This window comes from Mycobacterium sp. P4_H6, from assembly GCF_056400845.1.
In genome coordinates, this window is sequence record NZ_JBFUKN010000004.1 from 111,463 (window position 1) to 124,331 (window position 12,869).

At 68.1% G+C, this 12,869-nt stretch carries 17 protein-coding genes and 1 pseudogene; all 18 read right to left on the reverse strand.

All coding sequences use genetic code 11. From position 1 onward, the window contains the following. Window positions 1-3: 3 nt before the first annotated feature. A complete protein-coding gene (gene rpmD, locus AC1DTF_RS03180; RefSeq protein ID WP_057167049.1) occupies window positions 4-183 on the reverse strand; it encodes a 50S ribosomal protein L30 in 180 nt (59 codons plus the stop codon). Window positions 184-185: 2 nt separating this feature from the next. Further along, the gene (gene rpsE / locus AC1DTF_RS03185) at window positions 186-851 is read right to left on the reverse strand and encodes a 30S ribosomal protein S5 (RefSeq protein ID WP_082614118.1); all 666 of its coding nucleotides are present in this window, start codon (window positions 849-851) and stop codon (window positions 186-188) included. Window positions 852-876: 25 nt separating this feature from the next. Beyond that, window positions 877-1,293, reverse strand: a complete 417-nt coding sequence (gene rplR / locus AC1DTF_RS03190) for a 50S ribosomal protein L18 (RefSeq protein ID WP_477473008.1) — start codon at window positions 1,291-1,293, stop codon at window positions 877-879. Between the two features lie 2 nt (window positions 1,294-1,295). Next, a complete protein-coding gene (gene rplF / locus AC1DTF_RS03195; RefSeq protein ID WP_057167046.1) occupies window positions 1,296-1,835 on the reverse strand; it encodes a 50S ribosomal protein L6 in 540 nt (179 codons plus the stop codon). 13 nt (window positions 1,836-1,848) lie between these two features. Further along, a complete protein-coding gene (gene rpsH / locus AC1DTF_RS03200) occupies window positions 1,849-2,247 on the reverse strand; it encodes a 30S ribosomal protein S8 (protein WP_057167045.1) in 399 nt (132 codons plus the stop codon). 103 nt (window positions 2,248-2,350) lie between these two features. Then, the gene (locus AC1DTF_RS03205; protein ID WP_020109913.1) at window positions 2,351-2,536 is read right to left on the reverse strand and encodes a type Z 30S ribosomal protein S14; all 186 of its coding nucleotides are present in this window, start codon (window positions 2,534-2,536) and stop codon (window positions 2,351-2,353) included. A gap of 3 nt (window positions 2,537-2,539) precedes the next feature. Continuing rightward, window positions 2,540-3,112 (reverse strand): 50S ribosomal protein L5, encoded by a 573-nt coding sequence (rplE, locus tag AC1DTF_RS03210; RefSeq protein WP_057167044.1) that lies wholly within the window; start codon window positions 3,110-3,112, stop codon window positions 2,540-2,542. A gap of 2 nt (window positions 3,113-3,114) precedes the next feature. After that, entirely contained in the window at window positions 3,115-3,432 is a 318-nt protein-coding gene (gene rplX, locus AC1DTF_RS03215) for a 50S ribosomal protein L24 (RefSeq protein ID WP_057167043.1), read from the reverse strand. Continuing rightward, window positions 3,433-3,801 (reverse strand): 50S ribosomal protein L14, encoded by a 369-nt coding sequence (rplN, locus tag AC1DTF_RS03220; protein WP_057167042.1) that lies wholly within the window; start codon window positions 3,799-3,801, stop codon window positions 3,433-3,435. It abuts the gene before it with no gap. A gap of 193 nt (window positions 3,802-3,994) precedes the next feature. Further along, window positions 3,995-5,371 carry an amidase gene (locus AC1DTF_RS03225; RefSeq protein ID WP_477473009.1) on the reverse strand — a complete coding sequence of 459 codons (1,377 nt, stop codon included), beginning with the start codon at window positions 5,369-5,371 and terminating at the stop codon, window positions 3,995-3,997. A gap of 11 nt (window positions 5,372-5,382) precedes the next feature. After that, a complete protein-coding gene (locus AC1DTF_RS03230) occupies window positions 5,383-6,903 on the reverse strand; it encodes a permease (RefSeq protein WP_477473010.1) in 1,521 nt (506 codons plus the stop codon). A 218-nt stretch (window positions 6,904-7,121) separates the two neighbouring features. Then, window positions 7,122-7,553 (reverse strand): RidA family protein, encoded by a 432-nt coding sequence (locus tag AC1DTF_RS03235; protein ID WP_477473011.1) that lies wholly within the window; start codon window positions 7,551-7,553, stop codon window positions 7,122-7,124. Further along, window positions 7,543-9,147, reverse strand: a complete 1,605-nt coding sequence (locus AC1DTF_RS03240) for a gamma-glutamyltransferase family protein (protein ID WP_477473012.1) — start codon at window positions 9,145-9,147, stop codon at window positions 7,543-7,545. The genes AC1DTF_RS03235 and AC1DTF_RS03240 overlap by 11 nt, the downstream gene beginning before the upstream one ends. Then, a complete protein-coding gene (locus AC1DTF_RS03245) occupies window positions 9,147-9,503 on the reverse strand; it encodes a Rieske (2Fe-2S) protein (RefSeq protein WP_057167038.1) in 357 nt (118 codons plus the stop codon). The genes AC1DTF_RS03240 and AC1DTF_RS03245 overlap by 1 nt, the downstream gene beginning before the upstream one ends. A 57-nt stretch (window positions 9,504-9,560) precedes the next feature. Then, window positions 9,561-11,006, reverse strand: coding sequence for an aldehyde dehydrogenase family protein (locus AC1DTF_RS03250; protein WP_477473013.1), 1,446 nt, complete (start codon window positions 11,004-11,006; stop codon window positions 9,561-9,563). Further along, window positions 11,003-12,247, reverse strand: a complete 1,245-nt coding sequence (locus tag AC1DTF_RS03255) for an NAD(P)/FAD-dependent oxidoreductase (RefSeq protein WP_477473014.1) — start codon at window positions 12,245-12,247, stop codon at window positions 11,003-11,005. Before AC1DTF_RS03255 ends, AC1DTF_RS03250 begins: the two co-directional genes overlap by 4 nt. After that, a complete protein-coding gene (locus AC1DTF_RS03260; RefSeq protein ID WP_477473015.1) occupies window positions 12,244-12,594 on the reverse strand; it encodes a Rieske (2Fe-2S) protein in 351 nt (116 codons plus the stop codon). The genes AC1DTF_RS03255 and AC1DTF_RS03260 overlap by 4 nt, the downstream gene beginning before the upstream one ends. A gap of 64 nt (window positions 12,595-12,658) precedes the next feature. Continuing rightward, window positions 12,659-12,869: pseudogene (locus tag AC1DTF_RS03265) on the reverse strand (TenA family transcriptional regulator); the annotation flags it as partial.

Genomic DNA, 12,869 nt, shown 5'->3' on the forward strand with positions numbered 1-12,869 from the left:
TTCCTAGACCTCCTCGACCGTGATGAGGTGATGCACGGTCTTGATCAGACCACGGGTCTGAGCGTTGTCCTCACGGACGACGGACTGGCGGATCTTCCGCAGCCCCAGCGTGCGCAGGCTTTCGCGCTGCTTCCAGCGTGCGCCGATCGTGCCGCGCACCTGGGTGATCTTGAGCTCTGCCATGACTATGCCGACCCCTCACGCGCGGCACTGGCGGCCAGCGCCTCGCTTTCGCGCCGGGCCCTGAGCATGCCGGCCGGCGCCACATCCTCGATGGACAGCCCACGACGGGCCGCCACCTCTTCGGGCCGCTGGATCATCTTGAGTGCGGCGACGGTGGCGTGCACCACGTTGATCGCGTTATCGCTACCCAGCGACTTGGCCAGGACGTCGTGCACCCCAGCGCATTCGAGCACGGCGCGACAAGCACCGCCGGCGATGACACCGGTACCGGGGCTGGCCGGACGCAGCATCACGACACCGGCCGCGGCCTCACCCTGCACCGGGTGCACGATGGTGCTGCCGATCAGCGGCACGCGGAAGAAGTTCTTGCGAGCTTCCTCGACGCCCTTGGCGATGGCGGCCGGAACTTCCTTGGCCTTGCCGTAGCCGACGCCGACCATGCCGTTGCCGTCACCGACGATGACCAGAGCGGTGAAGCTGAAGCGCCGACCACCCTTGACCACCTTGGAGACGCGGTTGATGGTGACGACGCGCTCGATGTAGTTGCTCTTCTCACCGCGGTCGTCGCCACGGCCACGGCCGCCACGATCGTCACGGCCTCGGCCGCCGCGATCTCCGCGGCCGCCGCGATTGTCCTGCGCCGAACCGGCGCCAGCCTGGTCGGCCATCATGCAGTCCTCTCGTTGTCAGTCATCAGAATTTCAGCCCGCCTTCGCGCGCGGCATCGGCCAGCGCGGCGATCCGGCCGCCGTRGGTGTAGCCGCCACGGTCGAACACGACCGTCTCGACACCGGCTGCCTTGGCGCGCTCGGCGATCAGCTGACCGACCCGCACGCTTTGTGCCTTCTTGTCGCCGTCGACGGCACGCACATCGGGCTCGATGGACGAGGCCGCGGCGACGGTGACGCCGGCGAGATCGTCGATGAGCTGGACGTGGATGTGCCGGGACGACCGGTTGACCATCAGACGCGGGGCGTCGGCCGTTCCGGCGACCTTCTTGCGCAACCGGGCGTGACGACGGATCCGCGCGACCCGACGGGTCTCGGAGATGTTCTGCCCCACCGGCTTGTGCTTGGTGCCGGTGGCTGCATCAGTTTTCGTGGAAGCCATGGTTACTTACCTGTCTTTCCGACCTTGCGGCGGATCTGCTCACCCTCGTACCGCACGCCCTTGCCCTTGTACGGGTCGGGGCGGCGCAGGCGGCGGATGACCGCGGCGATTTGGCCGACCTTCTGCTTGTCGATGCCCGTGATCGAGAACTTCGTGGGTGTCTCGACCGCGAAAGTGATGCCCTCGGGCGCTTCGATGAGGACCGGGTGGCTGTAACCGAGCGCGAACTCCAGGTTTGCACCCTTGAGCACCACGCGGTAACCGACGCCGAAGATCTCCATCTTCCTGGTGTAGCCCTCGGTGACACCGGTGACCAGGTTGGCGACCAAGGTGCGTGACAGCCCGTGCAACGAACGGCTACGCCGCTCGTCGTCCGGACGGGTCACCACGATGGCGCCGTCGTCGTTGCGCGAGACCACGATCGGCTCGGCGACATCCAGGGTCAAGGTGCCCTTGGGGCCCTTCACCGACACGTTCTGACCATCAATGGCCACATCGACCCCGGTGGGAACCAGGACCGGCTGCTTTCCAATACGCGACATGTTTTTCGTTCCCCTACCAGACGTAGGCGAGGACTTCGCCGCCCACGCCTTGTCGAGTTGCCTGGCGATCGGTGAGCAGACCGGAGGACGTGGAAATGATCGCCACGCCCAGGCCGCCGAGCACCCGAGGCAGATTGGTGGACTTTGCGTAGACCCGCAGACCGGGCTTGCTCACCCGGCGCAGGCCGGCGATGCTGCGCTCACGGCTGGGACCGTACTTCAGCTGCACCACAAGGGCTTTGCCCACGCGGGCGTCCTCGGTGCGGTAATCGGAGATGTAGCCCTCTTTCTTGAGGATCTCGGCGATGTTCGCCTTGATCTTCGAGTGGGGCAGAGACACCTCGTCGTGATACGCCGAATTGGCGTTACGCAGACGCGTCAAGAAGTCTGCGATGGGATCGGTCATCGTCATGACAGCCGGTTCACCTTCCTTGCGGCGGTTCCCCCGAGGTTGATTGCCTTCCGGTCAATCAACACCGTGGGCCTTCCGAAATTTGAATTCGAATGAATGCTGGTTACCAGCTGGACTTCTGGACACCGGGCAGTTCGCCCGCGTGCGCCATTTCGCGCAGGCAGATCCGGCACAGGCCGAACTTGCGGAACACCGCGTGCGGACGGCCACACCGGTTGCACCGGGTGTAGCCGCGAACCGCGAACTTCGGCTTCTTGTTGGCCTTGTTGACCAGAGCCTTCTTTGCCATTGCTCAGTTCTCCTTGAACGGGAAGCCGAGGGCCCGCAGCAGCACTCGTCCTTCGTCGTCGTTGGTCGCCGTGGTGACGACGGTGATGTCCATGCCGCGGGGGCGATCGATGGAATCCACGTCGATCTCGTGGAACACCGACTGCTCCGAGAGCCCGAAGGTGTAGTTGCCGCTGCCGTCGAACTGCTTGGGGCTCAGGCCACGGAAGTCGCGGATACGGGGAAGCGCGATCGAGACCAGGCGGTCCAGGAACTCCCACATCCGGTCGCCGCGCAGCGTCACCCGGGCGCCGATCGGCATTCCCTCGCGAAGCTTGAACTGGGCGATGGACTTACGCGCCTTGCGGATCTCGGGCTTCTGGCCGGTGATCAGGGCGAGGTCGTTGACCGCGCCGTTGATCAGCTTCGCGTCGCGGGCGGCGTCACCGACACCCATGTTCACGACGACCTTCACCACGCCCGGGATCTGCATCACGTTGGCGTAGTTGAATTCTTTGTTGAGCGCGTCCTTGATTTCCTCGCGGTAGCGCTGCTTCAGCCGCGGCTGCACCTTGGCGGCGTTCTCTACTGTGGTCATTCTCAGATGTCCTTGCCGTTGCGCTTGGAGACCCGGACCTTCTTGCCCGACTCCTCGTCGACGCGGTAGCCGATGCGGGTGGGGTTGCCGTCGGAGTCGATGACCATCACGTTGGAGACGTGGATGGCCGCTTCCTGCGTGACGATGCCGCCGGAGGAGGCGCCGCGCTCGTTCTGCGACTCCGCGGTGTGCTTCTTGATCCGGTTGACGCCCTCGACGAGGACCTTCTCGCGGGTCGGGTAGGCCTCGATGACCTTGCCCTTGGCGCCCTTGTCCTTACCGGAGATCACGAGCACGGTGTCACCCTTGTGCACCTTCATTTACAGCACCTCCGGGGCGAGCGAAACGATCTTCATGAACTTCTTCTCACGCAGCTCGCGGCCCACCGGGCCGAAGATGCGGGTGCCGCGCGGATCGTTGTCCGCCTTGATGATGACGGCGGCGTTCTCGTCGAACTTGATGTAGCTGCCATCGGCACGACGACGTTCCTTCACGGTGCGCACCACGACGGCCTTGACCACATCGCCGCGCTTGACGTTGCCGCCCGGGATGGCTTCCTTGACGGTCGCCACGATGATGTCGCCGATGCCGGCATAGCGTCGCGCCGAGCCGCCGAGAACGCGGATGCACAAGATCTCCTTGGCACCCGTGTTATCGGCGACCTTCAGCCGCGATTCCTGCTGAATCACTCGATCTCCTGACCTGGTTATGTGTGCACGGCAGATACCGACCTGACGTGCGCGGTCTTTGTTGCCCCGAGAGCACGCAGGGTTTTCTCGCATGAGAGAACCGAGGTCTGCCCCAGGCAACCCCTAGAGTCTAGGGGACGACCTGCTGAGAGCCAAATTGCTCACCGAAGCGGCACAAAACGTGCGTGGCCTGCTAGAAGAGGCCGATCCGCTCGAAGGCCGCCGCGGCCGCCAACACCGTTGCATCGGCATGCCTCCGGCCGACGATCTGCAGACCCATGGGAGCACCGCCCACCAGGGCCGCAGGAACAGAGATCGCCGGCTGGCCGGTGAGGTTGAACGGGTAGGTGACGGCCAACGCACCCCAGTGGTCCACCGGGCGACCGTCGATCTCGGTGGGCATGGGCCCTTCGGCTGCGAAGGACGGCACCGTGGTGGCCGGCGTGAGCAACAGGTCGAATGCCTCGAACGCCGACGCCATGTCGGCCACCAGCCGGGCCCGCGCCTCGTGCGCATCGAGCAGCGTCGTGGCATCCAGTTCGGCGGCGGCCTCGAAGTAGCGGCGCACCGCCGGATGAACGTTCCCGAGATCCACCGGCGAGCCGACCTGGGCGTGGACGTCCGGCGCCGACAGCGTGCGAAACGCTGTGCTGCACGCCGGGTCGATGCGCACCGCCGCGGCGCTCACCCGGCGCGCACCGGTGGCCTCGATGAATTTCTGGGCCGCCGCTTCGGCCGCTGCGGCAATCTCGGGATCACACGGCGCGTCACCGAGTGTCGCCGTAAAAGCCACTCGCAGTGTACTCAAATCGGTTGTGTACAAGTTCTTTTCGAACGATTGCGCCGGCGCCGGCAGGGACGCCCGGTCATGGTGATCGATGCCGCAGATGCTGTCGAGCACCCGCGCGGTATCGGCGACAGTCCGGGTGAGCACTCCGTAGTGGTCGTTGTCTGCGACTCCCCGGTGCCGCGGCCCGCGTGGAACCACTCCATACGTCGCCTTGAAACCCACGAGTCCGCAGTAGGCCGCCGGAATGCGCAATGAGCCGGCGCCGTCGGTGCCGGTGGCCACCGCCACCATGCCGGACGCGACGGCGGCGGCTGACCCGCCACTGGACCCGCCCGGCGTCAGGTCGGTGTTCCAGGGGTTGCGGGTGATGCCGTGCAAGACCGATGCGGTGTAGGAAGCGCGGCCGAACTCCGGGGATGCGGTCACCCCGATCGGCACCGCACCGGCGGCGACAGCTCGGGACACCAGGGTGCAGGTGTGGTCGGCAATCCGGCCGGCGTGCAGCGTGCTCCCCATCGCGAACGGCCAACCTTGCACCGGCTGCAGTTCCTTGACCCCCATCGGCACCCCGGCCAGCGCACCCGGATCGCCGCCGCGAGCCACCACCCGGTCGACGTCGCGGGCCCAGTCCATGGCCCGTTCACCGTCGACGTGGATGAAGGCGTTGAGCGCGCCGTTGGTCTCCTCGATGGCCGTCAGCGCTCGCGCCACGGTGTCCTGCGCGCTCACCTGACCCGACCGCACCAGATCGGCCGTCTCGATCACGGTCGCCGCGTTCACCCCTGCAATTTTCACAGCAGCAGCACCGCCGCCACCGAGGTGGCCACCACCAGGCCGCACATCACCGGGACGAACAGTCGACGGGCCAGATCCATCACCGATACCCCGGTCAGGCCCGCCACCACGATCAGCGACGACCAGATCACCAGCGTGCCCCCGCCGGTCCAGCTGGCCCCGTTCTGCGCGATCGCCGCCAGGGTGGCGACATCAGCACCCGAGCTCTCACCCAGGGAGGCTGCCAGCGACCCGGTGAACGGCAAGCCGGGCCAGCCGCTGCCGTCGAGGCCGATCACCATGCCGATCAGCAGCATCGCGAAGGCCGCGAACACCGGCACCTGCGGAATATAGGGCTCCACCGAGGCCACGGCATCCAGCAGGAAGGCCGGCGCGGGCGCCTCCGGGGCCAGGCCCAGGATGGCGCCGGAGTAGTCCGACAACCCGATATAGACGAAACCCGCCACCGGAATGACCATGCCCATGGACCGGAACGAGAACGTGATGCCGTCGGTGAAATGCTGACCGACATCTGCCAGCCAGGTCCGTCGGCTCACCACGACGGCGATGGTCACCAGGGCCAGGGCTGCGGCGCCACCGACCAGGGGTGCCCCCAGTCCGTCGTCGATATCGGGCACCCAGGGCGTGAACCGGCCCAGCAGCATGAAGGCCAGCAGGGCGGCGAACAAGGTCGGCACACCGATCGCGATGAGTCGCGCCTTCGTCGACGGCGAGGCATCCTCGACGTCGAGAGCGTCGCCCGCGGCGCCGGAGGGACGCAGGGTGGTCGTGCGGACCCGCTCACCAGAGGTGTCGGCGCCGCCTGCGCGGACGCTGCCCGCTGCTGGCTCAGAGCCGGCGGAGGCCTCGGCGACGGGCAGCGTCACCGCGGCGGCCGCCACCGGATCCAGCATCTTGGTGCGCACGTCGCGGAGGTAGGCGACTGCCAGCGCCACCACTCCGGCGATCAGCGCGATGATGGTCGCCCGCACGGCGATGACGCTCGCGGAGACGTCGGCCCCCTCGGCGGACAGGGCGGGCGCCACTCCCATGACCAGATCCGAACTGAGCGCCATGCCCTGGCCGGCGATGGCGATCGCGAGGGCCGCACCGAACGGCGGCAGTCCCACTCTCACCGCCGCGGGCAGCAGGATCGCGGCGATCAGCGGCAACACCGGGGTGGGCCAGAACGACACCGAGAGCAGAAACGTCACCACAGCCAGGACCACATAGGAGATGTGGCCATTTCGGAAGAGCCCGCGCAGTGGCCGGATCATCACCGAGTCCGCGCCGGCATGGCGCACCGCTCCGAGCATGGCGGTCACCAGCGCGATGATGATGAAAATGGGCAGCAGCTCGCGGGTACCGATGATCGCCGCGTTGAACACCGCGCCGAGACCGGTGGTGATGCTGCCGGAGAACGCCAGTCCGGTCAGGAAGGTCGCGATCATCGCCGGGGCGATCACGTTCTTCTTGGCGATGACCGTGACGATCAGCACGACGAGGCCGAGCAGGTACACCCAGTGCGCAATGGACACTGACGTCACCATCCAATCGGGACTGCGGTCGCCGCGCGGGGCAGAAAACGAAGCGGCCGGGAAAGGGTTTCACATGGGGCTGAACGGTCCGGGAGTGCAGTGGCTGAGGTCAATCGTGGGTGTCGAGAGTTTGTTCCATGGACCAACTTTGAACAATGCCGAGAACGCACACATCACCTGCCCTGCGGCTGTGCACTGTGTCCAGCGCCACTGGGCCGTCACAGCGCCGCGGCCACCAGTTGCACTTCGACGGGTGCGCCGGACGGCAGGGCGCACACCCCGATCGCGCTCCGTGCCGGCAAGGCGTCCACCCCGAGTTCCGCTGTGATCGCTGCGGAGGCGCCGTCGGCGACGGCCGATGCCGCGGTGAATTCCGGTGTGCAGGCCACGTACACGGTCATCTGCAGGCACCGCACTCCCGACGCGTCCGCGGGAAGCACCGACCGGACCGCGGCCAGTGCGTTGGTGGCGGCCAGCATCGCCGCTGCGCGGGCCGTGGGCAGGTCGACCTGTCGGCCGACGGTACCGGTGACCGTGAGTACCCCGTTGCGGCGTGGCGTCATCCCGGCGCTGAAGATGAGCCCGGCATGCAACGTCGCGGGGATGTAATCGCCCTGCGGCGCCGGGGCTTCGGTCCGTTCAGTCGACACCGAGCGCCACACCCTCCTGGCGGGGGTCGGCGGCACCGGTCAGCACGCCCCGGTCGTCGACGGAGATGAGTTGGGCGCTGCCACCGGCACCGAGATCGGGTTGCACGACGATGCGGTGCCCCAGAGCGGCGAGCTCGTCGCGCACCGCCGGGGGCAGGCTGGGCTCGACGCGCAGTTCGTCGAACGCGCCGATGACGTCGGCGTCCGAGCCCGGGAAGACGGTGAACCTGGATGCCGCGACTGCTTCGGCGGCATCGCGTCCGTGGTCCAGCAGGTGGGAGATCAGCTGCATGTTCCACTGCACCTGCCCGTCGCCGCCCGGGGTGTTGCCGACATGCTTCAGGGCGCCCGCATCGTCGGTGACGATCCAGGCATTGAGTGTGTGCAGCGGCTTTCGGCGCGGCTTCACCTCGTTGGGATGCCCGGGCATCAGGTACGCGCCCCGCCCCAGCCGGTTGTTGAGCACCACCCCGGTGCCGGGCACGCTGAACTTCGCGCCGAAGGTGAACGCCAGCGAGTGGATGAAACTCACCGCCCGACCGTCGGCGTCGACCGCCACCGTCGAGGTGGTGTCCCCCGCCGCGACCGCGATGCCGCTGCGCACTTCGATGCGGGCGTCGAGATCGCGGCGCTGCGCGTCCAGACGTTCGGCGTTGAGAATGTAGTCGGCGCCGTCACGTCGGTTATCGCTGCCGCACAAGGCAAATCGGTCCGCGAACGACAGTCGGGCCGCCCGTGCCAACCGGTCGATCGCGGCCGCCGACATCCACTCCGCGACGCCGAGGACACCGTCGCACAGCGCCGCCTGCTGCAATACCATCCATCCCGGTGTGGGCAGTGGTGTCTGGTGCAGCACCGCGCCGGCGTAGCGCCCGGTGAGCGCGGGTTCGGGTGTCACCTGCGCGCCCGCCGCCCATTCGTCACCGCTGAACGGTGCGCCGCCGGCCTGCAGCGCGGCCACCGCGCGTTCGGCGAACTCGCCGGTGTAGAAGCTACCGGGGTCGTGCGCCAGCATCCGGATGGTTGCCGCCAGTGCGGGCTGCGCCAAGCGGCGTCCGATGACGGGCGGAACACCCTGTGGCGCATAGATCTCAGCGAGTCCAGGGTCGGCCGCGACCGCGTCGGCAGCCGAGCTGACATCACCTGCGGTGCGCGCCGAGCACGGCAATCCGTTCTCGGCGATGCGGGCGGCGGGTTCCCACAGTTCCGGCAGCGACCTGGTGGCGCCGCCGCCGTGCAGCGCCACCAGCGCAGCGGGCGCGCCGGGCACCGCGACGGCCAGCGGGCCGTCCATCGGTATCGCGCCGAGGTGTTGCGCAGCATAGAAATCCGGGGTTCCACCGTCGGGCCCGAAGCCGGATCCGTTGACGGTCCACACCCGCCCGTCGGGTTCCCGGACCACTGCGAAGGCATCGCCACCGATACCGCACTGGCCGGGCAGGGTCAGCCAGGTCAGGGCGGCCATCGCCAGCGTCGCGTCGATGGCGTTCCCGCCGTCGGCCAGCACCCGCGCACCGGCGAGGCTGGCCGCCGGGTGACTGCTGCTGACCATGCCGCCTGCCGACAGGGCCGGCGGTCGCTGTGCCGCGGCCATCAGGCGCCCCGGCGGGCCCGGCGGGTCGGGCCCGCGGGCATCTCCCCGGGCTCCACACCCACGAAGATCTCCCCGTCACGTTCCTGGCACGGGAAGGTCTTGATGGGTTCGGTGGCCGGCGGGCTGATCGGCTCACCGGTCTCCAGGTCGAAGGCACTGCCGTGGCAGGAGCAGCCGATGCCGTCGTCGCGCAGCTTGCCCGACGACAGCAGGCAGTCCAGATGGGTGCAGTAGTTCGAGGTGGCGTAGGCCTTGCCGTTGAGCCGTGCCACGGCGAATTCGTGATCGCCGGAGTAGAACCGCCGGACGATACCCTCGGGCACCTGCCCGGATCGTGCTACCCGAACGAAATCCATTGTTGCTCTCCGTGTTTCTATAATTTGGCGGTTCTGCGATTCTGAGATTACCGGGTGTCAGGCGTTGAGGTAGACGGTCTTCTCGGCCAGGTAGAACTCCATCATGGACGCCCCGGCCTGTTCCTTGAAGGTGGCGGTCGACGAGGCCTTGTAGCCGCCGAACGGCGCGTTCATCGCCATCCCGGTGGTCGGCTGATTGATCTTGACCAGTCCGGTGCGCGACTCGCGTGCGAACCGCTGCGCGGTGGCCAGATCCGAGGTGACGATGGCCGCCGAGAGTCCGAACTCGGTCGCGTTGGCCAGCTCGATCGCCTCGTTCAGCGAGCCCGCCCGCTGGAAGGCCAGCAACGGGCCGAACACCTCTTCGGTGACGATGCGCATCGTGGGTTCGGTATCGGTGAACACGGCCGGTCGCACGAAATGGCCACCCGGACCGGCCGCCACGTCCACGGTGGTGCCGCCGCACCGCAGCCGCGCGCCTTCGGCGACCCCGACCGCCACGTAGTGGGCGAACTTGTCGAGTTGCTGCGCGCTGGCCAGCGCGCCCATGTCCACGCCGTCGTCGGCACCCGGGCCGACCACCAGGGCCTCGGTGCGCCGGATCACCCGCTCGACCAGTTCGTCGTGCACCGCATCGGTCGCGATCACCCGGCTGGTGCCGGTGCAGGCCTGACCGGACAACCCGAAGGCGCCCTTGACGATCAGCGCCGCGGCGCGGTCCAGGTCGGCGTCGTCGGCGACGAGCACCGGGTTCTTTCCGCCCATCTCCAGCTGGACCCGCCGGTGCGGGCCGACCCGGCCATGGATGGCGCGACCGACCTCGGTGGAGCCGGTGAACGTGATCGCCGCGATCCGCTCGTCGGCGGCCACGGCGGCCCCGGCCAGCCCGTCACCCTGGACCAGGGCGATCACCGAGGGCGGCAGCCCGCCGGCCAGCAGTGCCTCGACCAGACGCTGCCCCATCAGTGGGGTGATCTCGGAAGGCTTGAACAGCACCGGGTTCCCGACCGCCAGGGCCGGGCCGAGCTTGCGGGAAGGAATGTTGAGCGGGAAGTTCCACGGGGTGATCGCACCGACGACACCTACCGGTTCACGCAGTGTGTAGAGCAGGGTGTCGCCGACCGCGGGCAGCGTCACTCCCCCGCTGCGGGTCGCCTCCGCGGCGTAGAACCGCAGATTCGCCGGGGTACGGCTGACCTCCATGGTCGCTTCGGCGAGGGTCTTGCCCTCTTCGCGCACCAACTCGGCTATCAGGTCGGGACCGCGCTTCTGCAGTTCCGCCGCGGCCGATTCCAGGATCGCCGCGCGACGTTCGGGGGCCGTCGCGGCCCATTCCGGCGCGGCCTTCTCCAACCCGTCCACGGCGTTGGCCACATCGGCGGGCCCCGAGGCGGGGAAGGTCCCGATGAGATCGGCCGGGTCGGCCGGGTTGGTCCGGGTGAAGGTGTCTCCGGACAGGGCGGGCACCCAGGCGCCGCCGATGAAGTTGAGTCCTGTGGTCACTGCTGTACCTGCGATTCTTCGTCGATGTCTGCGTAGGCGAGGTCCCACAGATCGGTGTCCTCATCGCACAGCGCCGCGATGTCGACCTCGCGGCCCAGTAGCTCCCGCACGGCCATGATGTCCTCGCCGCGGTCGATGGCGAAGGCGCCGCACACAGCGGTGCCCTCCAGGTAGAAGCCGGTGAAGTCCAGTGCACCGACATCACCGCGGATCACCGGATCCCCCGTGGCGGTACCCACGAGCTGAAGGTTTCGTCCATGTTGGTCCGACCAGAACCACGGCGCATCGTCGGAGGGCGCATCGCGGCCGAGCATCGCGTTGGATACCGCCACGCCCTGCCTGCTGGCGTTGTCGAAATGTTCCAGGCGAATGTGGCGACCGGCCCGCTCGGAGTACCGGCGTGCCACGTCTCCGGCGGCGTAGATGTTCGGGATGCTGCTGCGGYCCGACGCGTCCACCACGATGCCGTCCTCGACACGCAGCCCGGAAGCCTCCGCGGCGGCGGTGTTCGGCGTGATGCCGATGCCGATCACGACGGCATCGGCCTCGAAAGGTGCTGCGGCGCCGGTCACCTCGATGAGCACACCGTCGGAGGTGGTCCGGATGCCGTCCAACCGCACTCCGGTGCGCAGCTGCACGCCGTTGTCGCGGTGCAGCCGGCTGACGGCCTCACCCATCGCGGCACCGAGGATGCGGGCCAACGGCACGGGTACCGATTCGAACACCGTGACCGCCACACCTGCGGCGGCCGCGGTGGCCGCGATCTCCAGGCCGATGAAACCCGCGCCGATGATGGCCAGCCGCTTCCCCGGCACCAGTACCGGGGCCAGCGCCACGGCGTCGTCGAGCGTGCGCAGGTAGTGCACGAGTTCGGGCCGCGGGCCGGGCACGGTCAGCGTTCTCGGCGTGCCTCCGGTGGCAAAAAGCACTGCGTCGGCGTCGATCTCGGTACCGGTGTCCAGCGTGACGCTCCGCGACGCCGGGTCCACCCGCAGCACGCTGGTTCCGGTGACGATCTCCACCTCGTTGTTGGCGATCCAGCTGGGGCGCAGGATCCAGAGGGCGGCCTCGCTGTCGGTGCCCGCCAGGAATTCCTTGGACAGCGGCGGGCGCTGATAGGGCGCGTGGGGTTCGTCCCCGATGAGCATGATTCGGCCGTCGAATCCCTGCCTGCGCAGGTTGCGGGCGGCGACGGCGGCAGCCTGCCCGGCGCCGACGGTGACGATGGTGCGCGGTGTCATGTCCGCGCCTCCTCTTCGGTGCGGGCCGGCACACGGCTCTCCGGCGCGAGATTGACGTAGATGGTGCCGTCGTCATCGACGCGCACCGGGTAGGTGGGCTGACAGAGGTCCTGATCGGCCTCGTAGCCGGTCTCCAGGTCGAACTGCCACTGATGGCCCGGGCAGATCACCTTGCCGTGCAGCAGCGTCCCCTTGAACAGCGAACGATCCTGGTGCACACAGAGATCGGCGAAGGCGTACACCCGCCCTTCGGTCTGGAACAGCGCGACAGCGACACCGTCGACCTCGACCCGCAGCTTGCGGCGTCTGCCCAGTTCTCGCGCGGTGGCGACCGCGGTCCACTCCATGATTCTCCTGTCCGAATCCGGCGCGTCCACGCTCGCGCAGCGGGCGTGGACGCACCGAAGTCACTCAGACCGCGACCGGCTCCAGCTCGGGCGCGACGTAGGTGTCATACAGACCCTTGGTGTAGGAGAAYCGCATCTCGGCTCCCCACCGCACCATCTGCAGGCAACGCTGCTGCAGCGGCACGGTGTCCGCGTGGTCCAGCACGATCTGGTAGCCGCGCTCGCCGTGCACCACATCGGAGGTGATGTGCAGATCGAAGAACTCGATCTCGTCC

Coding starts and splice junctions, on each gene's coding strand:
- rpmD (WP_057167049.1), bottom strand. CDS start 183: ATGGCAGAGCTCAAGATCACCCAGGTGCGCGGCACGATCGGCGCACGC.
- rpsE (WP_082614118.1), bottom strand. CDS start 851: ATGGCCGACCAGGCTGGCGCCGGTTCGGCGCAGGACAATCGCGGCGGC.
- rplF (WP_057167046.1), bottom strand. CDS start 1,835: ATGTCGCGTATTGGAAAGCAGCCGGTCCTGGTTCCCACCGGGGTCGAT.
- rpsH (WP_057167045.1), bottom strand. CDS start 2,247: ATGACGATGACCGATCCCATCGCAGACTTCTTGACGCGTCTGCGTAAC.
- AC1DTF_RS03205 (WP_020109913.1), bottom strand. CDS start 2,536: ATGGCAAAGAAGGCTCTGGTCAACAAGGCCAACAAGAAGCCGAAGTTC.
- rplE (WP_057167044.1), bottom strand. CDS start 3,112: ATGACCACAGTAGAGAACGCCGCCAAGGTGCAGCCGCGGCTGAAGCAG.
- rplX (WP_057167043.1), bottom strand. CDS start 3,432: ATGAAGGTGCACAAGGGTGACACCGTGCTCGTGATCTCCGGTAAGGAC.
- AC1DTF_RS03240 (WP_477473012.1), bottom strand. CDS start 9,147: ATGGCCGCGGCACAGCGACCGCCGGCCCTGTCGGCAGGCGGCATGGTC.
- AC1DTF_RS03245 (WP_057167038.1), bottom strand. CDS start 9,503: ATGGATTTCGTTCGGGTAGCACGATCCGGGCAGGTGCCCGAGGGTATC.
- AC1DTF_RS03260 (WP_477473015.1), bottom strand. CDS start 12,594: ATGGAGTGGACCGCGGTCGCCACCGCGCGAGAACTGGGCAGACGCCGC.